Raw genomic sequence first — 14694 nt, 5'->3', positions numbered from 1 at the left:
ACCGTGACGATCCCCTCGACGCGACCGACGGCTCCGGCCGTCGCGGCGCCCCCGCGGACCGCGCCGATCGCCGCCGTGCGTCGGGGGGATCGTCTGCTCCTGCTCGTCGGATCCCCGCGCCTCGCCTTCCTCCTCAAGCGCCTCGCGCGGGCGGCGGTCTCGCTCGTGATCGTGCTGATCGCCTCCTTCTTCATGGTGCACTTCGTGCCAGGCGACCCGGTCCGCGCCGCCCTCGGGCCCACCGCCCCGGCCGCGACCGTCGACGTGCTGCGCACGACCCTCGGTCTCGACCGGCCGATCGGCGAGCAGTTCGCGAACTACCTCGGCGGCCTCCTCCGCGGCGACCTCGGCACCTCGATCAGCACCCAGCGGCCGGTCGGCACCACCCTCGCCGAGCGGCTGCCCGCGACGCTGATGCTCTCGGTCGTGTCGTTCGCGGTCGCGGCGCTCGGGGCCTTCCCGATCGGAGTCGCCACGGCCGTCTCGGCGCGGGCCGGCCGGCACCGCGCGCTCGACCTCGGCGTCTCGGGCCTGCTGGGCGTGATCATCGCGATCCCCAACTTCCTCCTCGCGGTGGTGCTGATCTGGCTGTTCAGCATCGTCGTGCCGCTCGCGCCCTCCGCGGGCTGGGGCGGGCCCGAGTACGCGGTGCTGCCGGTGCTCGCGCTCGCGATCGGACCGCTCGCCTACCTCGCGCGCATCGTGCACGTCGAGATGGTGCGGGTGCTGGAGGCGCCCTACCTCACCACCGCGCGCAGCAAGCGGCTGCCGGCGCACCTCCTCTACCTGCGGCACGCGCTGCCCAACATCGTCACCGCGACCCTCACCGCGGGCGGTGTCGTGCTGACCGGCCTCGTCGCCGGCACGGTCCTCATCGAGACCGTCTTCGTGATCCCGGGCATCGGATCGACGATCGTCTCGTCGATCACCACCAAGGACTACCCGCTGATCCAGGGCATCGTCCTCGCCTACGCCGTCCTGGTGCTCGCGGCCAACCTCGTGATCGACCTGCTGCTCGCGGCGCTCGATCCCCGCTCTGCGATCGCGGAGGCATGACCATGAGAAACCGACTCCGCTCCCCCCAGGGCCTCGCCGCCGCCGTCGGCCTGCTGCTCGTCGTGCTCGCGACCGTGCTCGGCCCGATCCTCTTCGGCGACCTGGCCACCGAGCGCTCCATCCCCGACCGGCAGCAGGGCGTCAGCCTCGCGCATCCGTTCGGCACCGACGACCTCGGCCGCGACCTGTTCGCCCGCGTCGTCGTCGCCACCCGCGTCTCGGTGCTGCTCACCCTCGGCGCGACCGGCATCTCGGTCGTCGGCGGCGTGCTGCTCGGCGTCGTCGCGGTGCTGCTGCCCCGGGTGCTCCAGCGCCTCGTCGCGGGGCTCATCGACATCCTGCTGTCGTTCCCGTGGCTGCTGCTGGCGCTGTTCTTCTCGGTGATCTGGGGCACGACCGCGGTCGGCGCCATGCTCGCCGTGGGCTTCGCCGGGATCCCGGTGTTCGCCCGCCTCACCAGCACTCTGGCGGCCTCGGTCGCGTCGAGCGACTACGTGCGGGCCGCGGGGATGCTCGGGAGCGGATCGCTGCGCACCACCGTCCGCCATGTGGTGCCGAACATCCTGCCGCCGCTGCTCGTGAACACCGCCGCGCACGCCTCCGTCACCCTGCTCTCGTTCGCCGCCCTGTCGTTCCTCGGGCTCGGCGTGCAGGCCCCCGAGTTCGACTGGGGCCGGCTGCTCAACGAGGGCGCCAAGCGGATCTACGTCGACCCGATGGCGGCGATCGGCCCCGGCATCGCGATCGTGCTCGTCGGAGTCGTGTTCGCGCTGCTCGGCGAGGTGTTCAGCGAGTCGACCTCGCGCACGAAGCGGCTCAAGGCCGTGCGGCGCCGGCGCTCGGACGAGGTCGTCGCGCCCGTCACCGACGCGACTCCCGTCGTCGAGATGTCGGACCTCCGCGTGGCCTTCCCCGGTCGCGACGGCGCGATGATCGAGCGAGTCCACGGGGTCGACCTCACGATCCTGCCGGGCGAGACCGTCGGCATCGTCGGCGAGAGCGGCTCGGGCAAGTCGGTGACGGCGAGCGCCGTCGCGGGTCTCCTCGGGCCGGAGGCGCGGGTCACCAGCTCGCAGCTGACGTTCCGCGGGATCGACATGACCGCCGTGCCGAACGCGGCCGAGCGCCGCCGGCTCGGGCTCGAGCAGGCGATGATCTTCCAGGATCCGCTGACCTCGCTGAACCCGGCCCTCACCATCGGCCGGCAGCTGCGGGAGGCGAGCGAGGTGCACGCCCGCACCAGCCGAGCGAAGTCGCTCCGCCGCGCTGTCGACAAGCTGAACCTCGTGCGCATCCCCGACGCCGAGCGGCGGGTGGGGCAGCTCCCCCACGAGTTCTCGGGCGGGATGCGCCAGCGCGCGATGATCGCGATGGGCCTGATGGGCGCCCCGCGCCTCCTGATCGCCGACGAGCCGACCACCGCGCTCGACGTGACCGTGCAGCGGCAGGTGATGCAGGCGCTCCGCGAGGCCCAGGAGGCGACGGGCGCCGCGATCCTGTTCATCTCGCACGACATCGCGCTGGTCAGCGGCTTCTGCGACCGGATCGTCGTGATGCGCGACGGCCGCGTGGTCGAGGAGATCGCCGCCTCCCGCCTCGACGAGGCGCAGCACCCCTACACGCGCGGGCTCATCGCCTGCGTGCCCGACATGACCACCGATCGCGGGGCGGCCCTGCCCGTCATCGCGGAGCTGCAGGAGGTGCAGGCGTGAGCGAGCTGCGATTCGAGGCCGTGACCGTGCGCTTCGGCCACGGGCGATCGGCGATGACCGCCGTCGACTCCGTCGATCTGACGGTGCGCCCTGGCACGACCCACGGGCTCGTCGGCGAGTCGGGCTCGGGCAAGTCGACCGTCGCGCGGGTGGCGGTGGGGCTGTCGCCGATCCACTCGGGGCGGATACTCCTGGACGGGGTCGACATCACGAGTCGGGCGCCCGATGCCCGGGCCGCGCGCCGGCGGGTGCAGATGGTGTTCCAGGATCCGCTCTCGGCGCTCGATCCCCGGATGAGCGTGGGTTCCTCGATCGCCGAGGGGCTGCTCGCGACCGGCCGGCGGCACTCGAGTGCGGAGCGGGCCTCGCGGGTGCGCGAGCTGCTCGAGCTGGTGCACATCGACCCCGCCCGCGCCGACGACCGGCCGACCGCGTTCTCGGGCGGTCAGCGCCAGCGGATCACGATCGCCCGCGCCCTGGCCGCGGAGCCGGAGGTGCTGATCGCCGACGAGATCACCTCGGCCCTCGACGTCTCGGTGCAGGGCGTCGTGCTGAACCTGCTGCGCGAGCTGCAGGAGCGCCTCGAGCTGACGACGCTCTTCATCTCGCACAATCTCGCCGTCGTCCGCTACGTCAGCGACGAGGTCACCGTGATGCGCGGCGGCCGGGTCGTCGAGCACGGGTCGACGGACGCGGTGCTCACCGATCCCGGCGACCCCTACACCCGTGAACTGCTGCGCGCCGTGCCCGTGATGGGCCGGCCGCTCGATCTGGAGGACGCATGACGCTCCTGCGCCGCGCCCGGCTCTCCGGCGCCACCGAACCACTCGACCTGCTGCTGGAGGGCGGGAGGATCGCCGCGATCGGCGCCTCCGGGACGCTGACCGGCGCCGACCCGCTGGACCTCGACGGGCGGTTCGTGCTGCCCGGATTCTGGGACGCCCACGTGCACTTCACCCAGTGGGTGATCAAGCGGCAGCGGGTCGACCTGGCACCGGCCGACAGCGCCGCGGCCGCCGTCGCGATCATGCGCGAGGCGCTGGCCGTCCGGACCGACGAGGTGCTCGTCGGCTACGGGTTCCGCGACGGACTCTGGCCCGACGCTCCGACCCTCGCGGCTCTCGACGCGATCGCTCCCGACCGCCCCGTCGTCCTCATCAGCGGCGATCTGCACTGCGGCTGGCTGAACACCGCCGCGGGCCGCCGGCTGGGCGTGCCGGTGCCCGAGGACGGGATGCTCCGCGAGACGGAGTGGATCGGGATGCTCGACCGACTCGACGCCGTCGGCCGACCGCCGGTGAGCGCCTACCGCGAGGCCGCCGATGCCGCCGCCGCACGCGGAGTCGTCGGGATCGTCGAGTTCGAGAACACCGACAACCTCGTCGACTGGCCCGCGCGCGTCTCGGCCGGAGTCACGGCGCTGCGGGTCGAGGCCGCGGTCTGGCCCGATCGGCTCGACGCGGCGATCGCCGAGGGCCTGCGGACGGGCGACGCGCTCGACTCCGCCGGGCTCGTGCGGATGGGCCGGCTCAAGATCGTCGTCGACGGCTCGCTGAACACGCGGACCGCCTACTGCTGGGACCCGTACCCCGGAGTCGCGGCCGAGAATCCGCACCCCTGCGGCGTGCTGAGCGTCGCGCCCGAGGACGTGGAGGAGCTGCTGGTGCGCGCCCGCGACGCCGGGATCTCGCCCGCCGTGCACGCCATCGGCGACCGGGCGAACACCGCCGTGCTCGACGTCTTCGAGCGCCTGGGGATCGCCGGCACGATCGAGCACGCGCAGCTCGTGGCGCGCGAGGACTTCGAGCGCTTCGGCCGACTCGGGCTCGTCGCGAGCGTGCAGCCCGAGCACGCGATGGACGACCGCGACGTCGCCGACCGCTACTGGCCGGGCCGCACCGACCGCTCGTTCGCCTTCGGCTCGCTGCACGCGGCCGGGGCGACGCTCGCGCTCGGCTCCGACGCGCCGGTCGCTCCGCTCGACCCCTGGATCTCGATGTCGGCCGCCGTCAGCCGGCGCCGCGACGGCCGCGAGGCCTGGCACCCCGCCGAGCGGCTGCCGTTCGACGTCGCCCTCGCGGCGAGCACCCGCGGAGTCACGGTCGGCGTCGGAGCCGTAGCGGATCTCGTCGTCCTCGACGCGGATCCGTCGACCTCCTCGTCGGAGGAGCTGCGCGGCACCCCGGTCGCCGCGACGCTCCTCGGCGGCCGCCTCACCCACTCGACCCTCTGAAGGACCGTCCGTTGCCCCTCATCACCACGCCCGCGGGCGTCGACGTCTTCTACGAGACCACCGGCGACCCCTCCGGACGCCCGCTCGTCCTCCTGCACGGAGGCGGCGCGCAGCTCATCGGCTGGGACGAGCGCTTCTGCGAGCTGCTCGTCGCGCACGGCTTCTTCGTCGTCCGCACCGACAACCGCGACGTCGGCCTGAGCCAGGCCACCGGCGGCCCGGCCGACACCGCGGCCGACTACGACCTCGCCGACATGGCGCTCGACGTGGTCGCGGTGCTCGATCACCTCGGCATCGAGCGGGCGCACCTCGCGGGCATGTCGATGGGCGGCTACCTCGCCCAGCTCGTCGCCATCGGGCACCCCTCGCGAGTCGCCTCGCTCGGGCTGATGTCGACGTCGCTGTCGTCGGCCCCCGAGTTCCTGGTCGGCGAGCACACGGGCGAACCGGTGACGGAGGTGCCTCCCGCGCTCGACCGCGACGCCTACGTCGAGATGTTCGTCGGCGGGCAGCGGCACTACCAGTCGCCCGGCTTCCCCTTCGACGCCGCGGCGAGCGCCGAGCTCGGCGGCCGCTACTACGACCGCGCCTACACGCCGACGGGGCTCGTGCGCCAGTGGAACGCGCTGCTCCGCGGACCGCTCGAGCGGCGCGAGGACATGGCGCGGGTCACCGTGCCGACGGTCGTGATCCACGGACGCGGCGACCAGAGCCTGCACTGGAGCGCCGCGCTCGAGACGGCGCGGGTGATGCCGCACGCCGAGCTCCACCTCTACGAGGAGATGGGGCACGACATCCCCGTGGAGCTGTGGCCGGAGTTCGCGATGGCGCTGGAGCGCACGGCGAGGAAGGCTGACGCCCATGCGTGAGAACCCGGACTACGCCATGACCGATCCCGCCGAGGTGCGCGCGCTCATCCGCGAGCACCCCTGGGCGACGATGGTGAGCGCGACCGAGGCGGGGGTCGTCGTCTCGCACTACCCGTTCCTGCTCGAGGAGGCTCCTCCGGGCTCGGGCACCGACGAGCTCGTCCTCGTCAGCCACGTCGGCCGCCCCGACGAGCGCGCGCACCGCCTCGGCGAGTCCGAGATCGCGATCGTCTTCCAGGGCCCGCACGGCTACGTCTCGCCGAGCTGGTACGGAGTCGCGCAGGCCGTCCCGACCTGGAACTTCGCCGCCGTGCACGCCTACGGGGTGCCCGAGATCCTGTCGGACGCCGAGAACCTCGCCGTGCTCGAGCGGCTGGTCGACCACTTCGAGGACGCCATGCCCGACCCGTTCCGCCTCCGCATCACGCCCGAGAACGCGGCCTACGCCGAGCGGATAGTGCACGGCACCGTCGGCTTCCGCCTCCGCGTCAAGCGCCTGGAGGCCAAGGAGAAGATGAGCCAGGACAAGCCCGACGAGGTGGTCGAGCGGATCACCACCGCGCTCGAGGCCCCCGGCCCCTACCGCCACCCGGCGCTGGCCGAGCGGATCCGGCGGGCCCGCCCGTGACCTTCTCGGGCGCCGGCGCCGAGCTGCTCGACGACCTCGTCCGCCTGCGTCGCCGCCTGCACGCCGACCCCGAGCTCGGACTCCATCTGCCGCGCACGCAGGCGGCAGTGCTCGAGGCGCTCGCGCCGCTCGGGCTCGAGATCACGACCGGGCGGGGGCTCTCGTCGATCACCGCGGTGCTGCGCGGGCGGCCGGGACCGGTGGTGCTCCTCCGCGCCGACATGGACGCGCTGCCCGTCACCGAGGCGACCGGGCTGCCCTTCGCGTCGACGAACGGGGCGATGCACGCCTGCGGCCACGACCTGCACCTGGCGGGCCTCGTCGGAGCGGCGCGCCTGCTCGCCGCCCGCCGCGACGAGCTGCCGGGCACGGTCGTCTTCATGCTGCAGCCCGGCGAGGAGGGCTTCGCGGGCGGGCGGCTCATGCTCGAGGAGGGGGTCCTCGAGGCCGCGGGCGAGCCCCCGGTCGCCGCCTTCGCGATGCACGTCGACTGCTCCACCGACCGCGGGCTGTTCGTCTCGCGCTCCGGCCCGATGATGGCCAGCGCCAGCGGCCTGCGGATCACCGTGACCGGTACGGGCGGGCACGCGGCGTTCCCGCACCTCGCCGTCGATCCGATCCCCGCCGCCGCCGCGGTCGTGCTCGCCCTGCAGACCTTCGTGGCGCGCCGGGTTCCCGCGACCGACCCCGCCGTCGTCTCCGTCGTCAGCATCGTCAGCGACTCGACCGCGCCCAACGTGCTGGCGACCCGGGTCGAGCTGCTGGTCAACATCCGCACCCTCTCGCGAGAGACGTTCGCGCTGGTCCGCTCGGCGCTCGGCGAGCTGGTGGCCTCGATCGGGGAGGCGCACGGCTGCGCGGTCGACACCGACTTCATCGACTCCTACCCCGTGACGCACAACGACCCCGCCGAGACGGAGGAGGTGCTGCGTGCGCTCGAGGCGCGTCACGGCGCGGACCGGGTGCGCCGCCTCCCCGCGCCGTCGATGGCCTCGGAGGACTTCGCCTACGTGCTCGAGGAGGTGCCGGGCACACTGCTCTTCCTCGGCACACGGCCCGCCGGCGTCCACGCCACCGGAGCGCCCTCGATGCACTCCGAGACCGCGGTCTTCGACGACTCGCTGCTCGACGTGCACGCCGAGACGCTCGCCGATCTCGCGTGGGACCGGCTGGTGCGCGGATGAGGCGGCTCACGGCCGCCGACGTCCGCGCCTCACTGGGCGATCCCGAGCCGCCGACGAGCGCCAAGATCCTCGACCGGCTCGACCGCAGCAGCCGCGTGTTCCTCGCGCACTCGCCGTTCTTGTGCCTCGCGACCAGCGACTCCGCCGGGAACTGCGACTGCTCGCCGCGCGGCGACCACCCCGGCTTCGTCCGCGCGCTCGACGACCGGACCCTCGCGATCCCCGACCGCCTCGGCAACCGGCTCGCCGACTCCTTCTCGAACATCCTCGACAACGGCCACGTCGGCCTCGTCTGCTTCGTGCCGGGGATGAGCGAGACGCTGCGGATCAACGGCACCGCGTACGTCACGGACGACCTCCCGCTCCGGCGCATGCTCGAGCAGGACCACGTGGTGCCGGAGCTCGCGACCGTCGTCGAGATCGACCAGGTGTACCTGCACTGCGGGCGGGCGCTGCTCCGCTCGCGACTGTGGGACCCGGAGATGCAGGACCTCGCCGACGAAGTGCCGAGCGCCGGGACGATGTGGGCGGAGGCGTCGGGGTACGGCGCCGAGGTCGCACGCGAGATCGACGCGGCGTCGGTCGACGGCTACCGGACGCTGTACTGATCGTGCCCGATCGTCTGAGGCTCGTGGTGACCCGGATCACTCCCGAGGCCGATGGCATCGTGAGCGTCGAGCTCGCCGATCCTTCCGGCGCTCCGCTGCCGCCGTGGGAGCCGGGCGCGCACCTCGACGTGCAGCTGATCACGCGGCAGCAGCGGCAGTACTCGCTGCTCGACTCGGATCCACGGACGTACCGCATCGCCGTGCTGCGCGAGGAGCGCTCGCGCGGCGCCTCGATGTACGTGCACGAGTTCCTCCGGGTCGGCAGCATCGTGCGCGTGCTGCCGCCGCGGAACCTCTTCCCTCAGCCGGCGGCCGACGAGCACCTCCTGCTCGCCGCGGGCATCGGCATCACCGCGCTCCTGCCGATGGCGCAGCGCCTCCACCGCGACGGGGCGGAGTGGGCGCTGCACTACGCCGTCCGCGGCGACTCGGCGGTGCCGTTCCGCTCGGAGCTCGCGGCACTCGGAGCCAGAGTGTCGCTGCACCCCCCGGCGCGACGGCTCGACATCCCCGCGCTGCTCGCCGATCCGCGCCCCGGCGTCGCGGTGTCGGCGTGCGGCCCGGCGCGCTTCCTCGATGCGGTGACGGCCGCGATGGCGGCGTGGCCACCCGGCAGTCTGCACCTCGAGCGCTTCGAGCCGAAGCCCGTCGCGGCCCGACCGGACGCGCCGTTCTCCGTGCACTGCGCGCGCTCCGACCTCGACGTCGAGGTGCCCGCCGACCGCACGATGCTGCAGGCGCTCGCGGCCCGCGACCTGCCCGTCACCGGCTCCTGCCTCCGCGGCGTCTGCGGCTCGTGCGCGGTGCGGGTGCTCAGCGGCGAGGTCGAGCACCGCGACTCGCTGACCACTCCGGAGTCGACGGTGCTGTACCCGTGCGTGTCGCGGGCGGCGGGGGCGCGCCTGGTGGTCGACCTCTGAGGAGTCGCCCCCTCTACTCCCCGTGCGGGAACACCAGCAGCGTCGACGTCGCCGTCGCGACCACGCGGTCCTTCGCGTCGAGGAGGCGCGCCTCCGCGAAGGCGACGCGGCGGCCGGGCTTCACCACGGCGCCGATCGCGCGGAGCTCGCCGCCGCCCGCGTGCACGCCGCGCAGGTAGCTGACAGTGAGGTCGAGCGAGGTGTAGCCGACTCCCGCGGGCAGCGTCGACTGCACGGCGCAGCCCGCCGCCGAGTCGAGGGCAGTGCAGGCGAAGCCGCCGTGCACGCGCCCGATCGGGTTGTAGTGCGACTCGTCGGGCGCGCAGGCGAACTCGACCAGCCCCTGCTCGACCCGCTCGAGGCGCATGTTCATCAGCGCGACGATCGGCGGAGGCGGGATGCTGCCGTCGAGCATCGGCCGCAGGTACTCCAGCCCGCTCATCGTCTGCGCGGCGGCGGCCCCGACGAAGGGGTCCTGCCACGAGACCGTCCGGGTCCGCTGCGTGTCGTCGGTCATCTCGGCTCCCTCGCCGTCGCGATCGCCCCCGGATCTCGGAAGGGCTGCTGGCATTCTCACGGAGAGTCCCGCGATGCGCCTCGTGCTCCGCGGATCGATCCATCGGAGCAGGCCCGTGCGACCGAGCAGGACGGGTCGTTCTCGACGGATCGATCCGGGCGGCCGCCGGATCGATCCGGGCTGCCGCTTGTCGCGCGCCCGCACCCGGGCGAGAGTGGGTGCATGACCGACGAGGGAACAGGCCGCCTGCTCGCGGTGAACGGAGTGGACCTCTGGGTCCGCGAGTTCGGGTCGCCCGACCACCCCGGGGTCGTCCTGGTGCCCGGTGCCTCGTCCCCTTCGGACTGGTGGGACGTCGAGCTCTGCGAGGCGATCGCCGCCGGCGGCTACCGCGTGCTGCGCTACGACCTCCGCGACACCGGCCAGTCGACGACGCGCCCGCCCGGCGAGGCCGACTACACCGGCGACGACCTGGTCGACGATCTGGCCGGAGTGATCACCGAGGCGGGTCTCTCGCCCGCGCACGTGATCGGCCTCTCCCTCGGCGGCGGACTCGCGCAGCAGCTCGCGATGGCGCGGCCGGAGCTGGTCCGTTCGCTGACGCTGCTCTCGACGAGTCCCGGCGGGCCCGGCTCCGAGGGGCTGCCCCAGATGTCGCCGGCGCTGGCCGCGTCGTTCGCCGTGGAGGAATCGCCCGTCGACTGGACCGATCGCGACGCCGTCCTCCGGCGGACTCTCGCCGAGGAGGCGCTGTTCGGCGGCTCGATCCCCGTCGACGAGGCGCGGGTGCGGCGGATCAGCGACAGCGCCTTCGACCGCTCGATCGATCTCTCGGCCGGATCGAACCACTGGGCGATCCCGTCCGCGAGCGGCACCCGCGAGCAGCTGGCGACGATCACGGCGTCCACACTCGTCGTGCACGGCACCGAGGATCCGCTGTTCCCCCTGGGGCACGGCGAGGCGCTGGCCCGCGAGATCCCGGGCGCGCACCTGCTCCCCGTCCCCGGTCTCGGCCACCAGTTCCCGCCTCCCGAGACCTGGCCGCTGCTCGTCCCCGCGCTCCTCGAGCATCTCGGAGCGGCGGACGGCGCGAGCTGATCAGACGGGCGCGATCCGCTCGATGACCGCCGTCAGGCGCGCCTGCAGCTCGAGCAGCTCGTCGAGGTCGACCCCGAGCGCGGCGACGACCTGCGGAGGCACCTCCTCGGCACGGGCGCGCAGCTCGCGCCCCGCGGGCGTCAGGCGGACGGCGAGCAGCCGCTCGTCGCGGGGGTCGCGCGCGCGGGTCGCGAGGCCGGCCGCCTCCAGCCGCTTGATCAGCGGCGAGAGCGTCGCGGGCTCGAGGCGCAGCACTTCGGCGATGTCCGAGAGCGAGCGAGGCTCCCGCTCCCAGAGCGCGAGCATCACGAGGTACTGCGGGTGCGTCAGGCCGAGCGGCTCGAGGATCGGCTTGTAGGCGCCGATGACCGTGCGCGAGGCGACGGCCAGGGCGAAGCAGAGCTGGCGGTCGAGCGCGAGCGGATCCAGGCTCTCCGAGGTCATCGTCACGATTGCTTAGTATACTAAGGATTATGACACGAAGGACGCCGAACCCGATGAACCCGTTCGACGGGAAGCCCGGCTTCTACAACAAGTTCAACCGGATCATCTACAGCTTCACCGGCCCGGCGCACATCGGCACGGGCTCCCCGGAGGCGCCGTTCGTCCCGACCGCCGACCCGCGCTGCCCCCTCTGCGGCGAGCCGATGGACCGGCACGACATCGACCGCTCCGGAGAGCGCACGCAGCTGCACTGCCCGGCCTCCTGAGAGAGGACGATGGCGGCATGAGCCTCGTCCGCGTGCACAACTTCTCGGTCTCCCTCGACGGCTACGGCGCCGGCGAGGGCCAGACCCTCGACTCCCCCTTCGGCCACGCGGGCCACCGGCTCGTCGAGTGGGCCGTCGGGACGCGGACGTTCCGCGAGATGGGCGTGCCCGGCGAGTCGCCCGGCTCGGTCGGCGTCGACGACGCGTTCGCCTCCCGCTGGGCGCGCGGCATCGGCGCCGAGATCATGGGCCGCAACAAGTTCGGCCCCCAGCGCGGCCCGTGGGAGGACGAGGACTGGCGCGGCTGGTGGGGTGAGGACCCCGTCTTCCACACCCCGGTCGTCGTCCTGACCCATCACCCGCGGCCGGTGCTCGAGATGGCGGGCGGCACGAGCTTCCACTTCGTCGATGCGGACCCCGCCGAAGCCCTCGAGCTGGCGCGCGCCCTCGCCGGCGACCTCGACGTCCGGATCGGCGGCGGCGTCGCCACCGTCCGGCAGTTCCTCGAGGCCGATCTGATCGACCAGCTGCACCTCGTGCTCGTCCCGATCGTCCTCGGCCGCGGCGAGCGCCTCTGGGACGGACTCGAGGGCCTCGAGGAGCGCTTCGCCGTCGAGGCGACGCCCTCGCCGAGCGGAGTCGTGCACCTCGTGCTCACGCGCCGCTGAGCGCTGTCGCACCTTCGACTCCACGGTCTCCGACGCCGTCGAGCTCGAGCGGCGGCGAGCGCCGGCCGTCTCACGCGGCGCCGTGATGATCGAGGACCGGAGCGACGACCGGACGAGGCTCCACGTCTTCGCGGATCCGGCGGGTCCCCCTTTCTGCATCGTCGTGGCGGAAGCCCCCCCGCGACGATCACATGTCCCCCGTAGTGGGGCAGTAGCGCCGCAATCCTGCCCCGACCCCTCCTCCGAATCATGCGTATACATCTACCTGACCACCGGAGTCCGCATGCTCTCGACCGCACCCCCCGCCCTCACGTCCGCGCCGATCGTCCCCGCGCGCGCCCTCGCACCCTCGCTCGTCGCGACGGCTCGCGGCGCCTCGGTGTCCGTCCCGCCCAGGGCCGACATCCGCGTGGCCACGGCCCCCGCGGGCCCGCTCGCACCGACCCTGCTCGCGCCGCCGAGCACCGCCCGCCCGCCGGTCCCGGCTCTCGACCCCGACTCCGACCGCGTCCTGGTCATCCGGGCCGCTTCCGGCGACAGCGACGCGTTCGCCGTGATCGTGCGCCGCTACACCGGGCTGCTGCGCGCGACCGCCCGACGCACGCTCGGCAGCAGCGCCGACGTCGACGACGTGGTGCAGGACACCTTCCTCGCCGCCTGGAGCCACGCCGACAGCGTCATCGACGGCGACACGATCGCCGGCTGGCTCGTCACGACCGTCCGACGCCGGAGCTACGACCGCCTCCGATCCTCGGCGACGCGCACGCGCGCCGAGCTCGACGACGAGCTGCCCGCCTCGCCGCACGACGCACCCGACGCCCAGGCGAGCCGCGCCTCCCTCGCCGCGGACGCCCGCCGCGTCCTCGCCACGATGCCGTCACCGCAGCGCCGCTGCTGGGAGCTGCGCGTCGAGGGCGCCAGCTACCTCGAGATCGGCGCCGAGCTCGGCCTGCCGCTGACGACCGTGCGCGGAATGCTGGCGCGCGCCCGGGCGACGCTGGCGAGCGAGCTGGCGCACTGGCGCTGAAGCACTGACGGTGCTGAAGCGCTGAGGCGCTGAGGCGCTGAGGCGCTGAGGCGCTGAGGGTGCTCCTCCACAGGGGGACGCTGCGGCGAGTCGTCGACAGAAGCTGTCTCCGCGAGTCCCGTGGCGCCTCCGACCGATTGACTCTCCCGCATGGCAGAGACGAGAACGGCTGGAGCGGTGCTCGCCGAGGCACGTGAACGCGGAGACCGCGCGGGTGAGCTCGCCCGCGCCGCCGCGCCGCTCCTCCTCGCCTCGGTCGAGCAGCTGTACGAGGGATACCGCACCGCGATCTCCTCTCCGGAGTCCTTCGCCAGGGGTCCGTCGGCCAGCGAGTCGAGCGAACTGGCGGAGCGGTCGATCCGTGCCGAATTCGCGATCGCGATGGGCGTCTCCGAGCGGGTGGCGTCGAACGAGCTCGAGCAGGCGCGACTGCTCGTCGACGATCTGCCGCACACCCGGGCCGCCCTGGCCGGCGCGCTCATACGGTGGGAGGCGGGCCGAGTGATCTGCGCGGCCGCAGCGACCCTGCCCGTCGAGTCCCGCGCCGCCTTCGACGAACGTGGCGCGGCCCTGGCCCTCTCACTGACGCCGGGTCAGCTGCGGCGCGCCGTCGCGCAACTGAGAGAGGAGCTGCACGAGGAACCCCTCTCCGAGCGGCACGCGCGCGCTCGTGAAGAGCGGTCGGTGTGGATGTCGGCCGGGATCGACGGGATGGCCACCCTCTGCGCACTACTGCCCGCGCCGGTCGCGGCCGGAGCATTGAACCGCCTCGACCGGATGGCACGCACGCTGCGCGCTGCCGCAGAGGAATCCGGCGACACGCGGACGCTCGCGCAGCTGCGTGCCGACGCCATGGCCGATCTCGTCTGCGACGGTGACATCGCCGGCACCACTCCGCTCGCGAGCGACCGCCCCGCGCCGACCTTCGTACCCGGCCTCCGCGCCGAGATCCGCGTCACCCTCCCCGCCACCACGGCGGTCGGTCTCGACGACCATCCTGCCGACCTCGACGGCTACGGGCCGATCCCGGCCGATGCCGCACGGGAGCTCGTCGGCATCGGCGAGACGTTCACCCGGGTCCTCGTCGAACCGGAAACGGGGATGATCGCCTCCGTCGGACGCACCCTCCGCGTCCCTCCCCCGCAGATGCGATTGGCGCTCCAGCTCCGCGATCAGACCTGCCGGTTCCCGGGCTGCACCCGCCCCGCCTCCACGGCCGAGGCCGACCACACCGTCGAGTGGCGGAACGGCGGCGAGACCAGCCTCCAGAACCTCCTCAGTCTCTGCACCAGCCACCATCACGTCCGACACGGCGATCGCTGGAGCTACAACCTCCAGCCCGACGGCACGGCCGAGTGGAGCACCCCCACCGGACGCCGCGTCACCACCCGGCCGCCCGCGCTTCCCGGCGGCCCACCGCCCGTGCGATTCACCGAGCCACCGCCGATCCGACGCGACTCGTAG

General features: G+C 73.4%; 16 protein-coding genes. 14 read left to right on the top strand and 2 right to left on the bottom strand.

Annotated elements, in window-relative coordinates:
- The first annotated feature begins 3 nt into the window (after positions 1-3).
- From GRS96_RS06630 to GRS96_RS06590, 9 genes are read left to right on the top strand one after another with little or no spacing between them, the layout of a single operon-like run.
- Positions 4-1056: an ABC transporter permease gene (locus GRS96_RS06630; protein ID WP_204162047.1), complete on the top strand. Its 1053-nt coding sequence runs from the start codon at positions 4-6 to the stop codon at positions 1054-1056.
- Positions 1053-2768 (top strand): dipeptide/oligopeptide/nickel ABC transporter permease/ATP-binding protein, encoded by a 1716-nt coding sequence (locus GRS96_RS06625; RefSeq protein WP_159988082.1) that lies wholly within the window; start codon positions 1053-1055, stop codon positions 2766-2768. Before GRS96_RS06630 ends, GRS96_RS06625 begins: the two co-directional genes overlap by 4 nt.
- Positions 2765-3553, top strand: coding sequence for an ABC transporter ATP-binding protein (locus GRS96_RS06620; protein WP_159988081.1), 789 nt, complete (start codon positions 2765-2767; stop codon positions 3551-3553). The genes GRS96_RS06625 and GRS96_RS06620 overlap by 4 nt, the downstream gene beginning before the upstream one ends.
- Positions 3550-5001: an amidohydrolase gene (locus GRS96_RS06615; protein ID WP_159988080.1), complete on the top strand. Its 1452-nt coding sequence runs from the start codon at positions 3550-3552 to the stop codon at positions 4999-5001. The genes GRS96_RS06620 and GRS96_RS06615 overlap by 4 nt, the downstream gene beginning before the upstream one ends.
- Positions 5002-5012: 11 nt before the next feature.
- Complete coding sequence (locus GRS96_RS06610; RefSeq protein WP_159854579.1) at positions 5013-5870, top strand: alpha/beta fold hydrolase; 858 nt, start codon at positions 5013-5015, stop codon at positions 5868-5870.
- A complete protein-coding gene (locus tag GRS96_RS06605; protein ID WP_159854581.1) occupies positions 5863-6498 on the top strand; it encodes an FMN-binding negative transcriptional regulator in 636 nt (211 codons plus the stop codon). Before GRS96_RS06610 ends, GRS96_RS06605 begins: the two co-directional genes overlap by 8 nt.
- Positions 6495-7682: a M20 metallopeptidase family protein gene (locus GRS96_RS06600; protein ID WP_159988079.1), complete on the top strand. Its 1188-nt coding sequence runs from the start codon at positions 6495-6497 to the stop codon at positions 7680-7682. Before GRS96_RS06605 ends, GRS96_RS06600 begins: the two co-directional genes overlap by 4 nt.
- Positions 7679-8290, top strand: coding sequence for an MSMEG_1061 family FMN-dependent PPOX-type flavoprotein (locus GRS96_RS06595; protein WP_159854585.1), 612 nt, complete (start codon positions 7679-7681; stop codon positions 8288-8290). Before GRS96_RS06600 ends, GRS96_RS06595 begins: the two co-directional genes overlap by 4 nt.
- A 26-nt stretch (positions 8291-8316) precedes the next feature.
- On the top strand, positions 8317-9210 hold the full coding sequence (locus GRS96_RS06590; RefSeq protein WP_159988078.1) for a PDR/VanB family oxidoreductase: 894 nt from the start codon (positions 8317-8319) through the stop codon (positions 9208-9210).
- A gap of 13 nt (positions 9211-9223) precedes the next feature.
- On the opposite strand, the gene GRS96_RS06585 is transcribed toward GRS96_RS06590, so the two are convergent.
- Positions 9224-9727 carry a PaaI family thioesterase gene (locus tag GRS96_RS06585; protein WP_159988077.1) on the bottom strand — a complete coding sequence of 168 codons (504 nt, stop codon included), beginning with the start codon at positions 9725-9727 and terminating at the stop codon, positions 9224-9226.
- 222 nt (positions 9728-9949) lie between these two features.
- Here GRS96_RS06585 and GRS96_RS06580 point away from each other — a divergent pair, with 222 nt between their 5' ends.
- On the top strand, positions 9950-10825 hold the full coding sequence (locus tag GRS96_RS06580; RefSeq protein WP_159988076.1) for an alpha/beta fold hydrolase: 876 nt from the start codon (positions 9950-9952) through the stop codon (positions 10823-10825).
- Here the strand turns inward: GRS96_RS06580 and GRS96_RS06575 are convergent, their stop codons facing one another.
- Complete coding sequence (locus GRS96_RS06575; protein WP_159854870.1) at positions 10826-11269, bottom strand: MarR family winged helix-turn-helix transcriptional regulator; 444 nt, start codon at positions 11267-11269, stop codon at positions 10826-10828. It lies immediately after the preceding gene.
- A gap of 29 nt (positions 11270-11298) precedes the next feature.
- Here GRS96_RS06575 and GRS96_RS06570 point away from each other — a divergent pair, with 29 nt between their 5' ends.
- The 4 genes from GRS96_RS06570 to GRS96_RS06555 all read left to right on the top strand — a co-directional run bounded on the left by GRS96_RS06570 (position 11299) and on the right by GRS96_RS06555 (position 14694).
- Positions 11299-11535, top strand: coding sequence for a hypothetical protein (locus GRS96_RS06570; RefSeq protein ID WP_159854593.1), 237 nt, complete (start codon positions 11299-11301; stop codon positions 11533-11535).
- 17 nt (positions 11536-11552) lie between these two features.
- Positions 11553-12203, top strand: a complete 651-nt coding sequence (locus GRS96_RS06565) for a dihydrofolate reductase family protein (protein ID WP_159854595.1) — start codon at positions 11553-11555, stop codon at positions 12201-12203.
- A gap of 283 nt (positions 12204-12486) precedes the next feature.
- Complete coding sequence (locus tag GRS96_RS06560) at positions 12487-13230, top strand: RNA polymerase sigma factor (protein WP_159988075.1); 744 nt, start codon at positions 12487-12489, stop codon at positions 13228-13230.
- 150 nt (positions 13231-13380) lie between these two features.
- Entirely contained in the window at positions 13381-14694 is a 1314-nt protein-coding gene (locus GRS96_RS06555) for an HNH endonuclease signature motif containing protein (RefSeq protein WP_159988074.1), read from the top strand.

Source organism: Rathayibacter sp. VKM Ac-2803, assembly GCF_009807175.1.
GTDB lineage: Bacteria > Actinomycetota > Actinomycetes > Actinomycetales > Microbacteriaceae > Rathayibacter.
The sequence above is the reverse complement of the archived record's forward strand: the minus strand, read 5'-3'. Positions and strand labels throughout refer to the sequence as shown.

Coding starts and splice junctions, on each gene's coding strand:
- GRS96_RS06575 (WP_159854870.1), bottom strand. CDS start 11,269: ATGACCTCGGAGAGCCTGGATCCGCTCGCGCTCGACCGCCAGCTCTGC.
- GRS96_RS06585 (WP_159988077.1), bottom strand. CDS start 9,727: ATGACCGACGACACGCAGCGGACCCGGACGGTCTCGTGGCAGGACCCC.
- GRS96_RS06595 (WP_159854585.1), top strand. CDS start 7,679: ATGAGGCGGCTCACGGCCGCCGACGTCCGCGCCTCACTGGGCGATCCC.
- GRS96_RS06560 (WP_159988075.1), top strand. CDS start 12,487: ATGCTCTCGACCGCACCCCCCGCCCTCACGTCCGCGCCGATCGTCCCC.
- GRS96_RS06580 (WP_159988076.1), top strand. CDS start 9,950: ATGACCGACGAGGGAACAGGCCGCCTGCTCGCGGTGAACGGAGTGGAC.
- GRS96_RS06615 (WP_159988080.1), top strand. CDS start 3,550: ATGACGCTCCTGCGCCGCGCCCGGCTCTCCGGCGCCACCGAACCACTC.
- GRS96_RS06555 (WP_159988074.1), top strand. CDS start 13,381: ATGGCAGAGACGAGAACGGCTGGAGCGGTGCTCGCCGAGGCACGTGAA.
- GRS96_RS06565 (WP_159854595.1), top strand. CDS start 11,553: ATGAGCCTCGTCCGCGTGCACAACTTCTCGGTCTCCCTCGACGGCTAC.
- GRS96_RS06570 (WP_159854593.1), top strand. CDS start 11,299: ATGACACGAAGGACGCCGAACCCGATGAACCCGTTCGACGGGAAGCCC.
- GRS96_RS06625 (WP_159988082.1), top strand. CDS start 1,053: ATGACCATGAGAAACCGACTCCGCTCCCCCCAGGGCCTCGCCGCCGCC.
- GRS96_RS06605 (WP_159854581.1), top strand. CDS start 5,863: ATGCGTGAGAACCCGGACTACGCCATGACCGATCCCGCCGAGGTGCGC.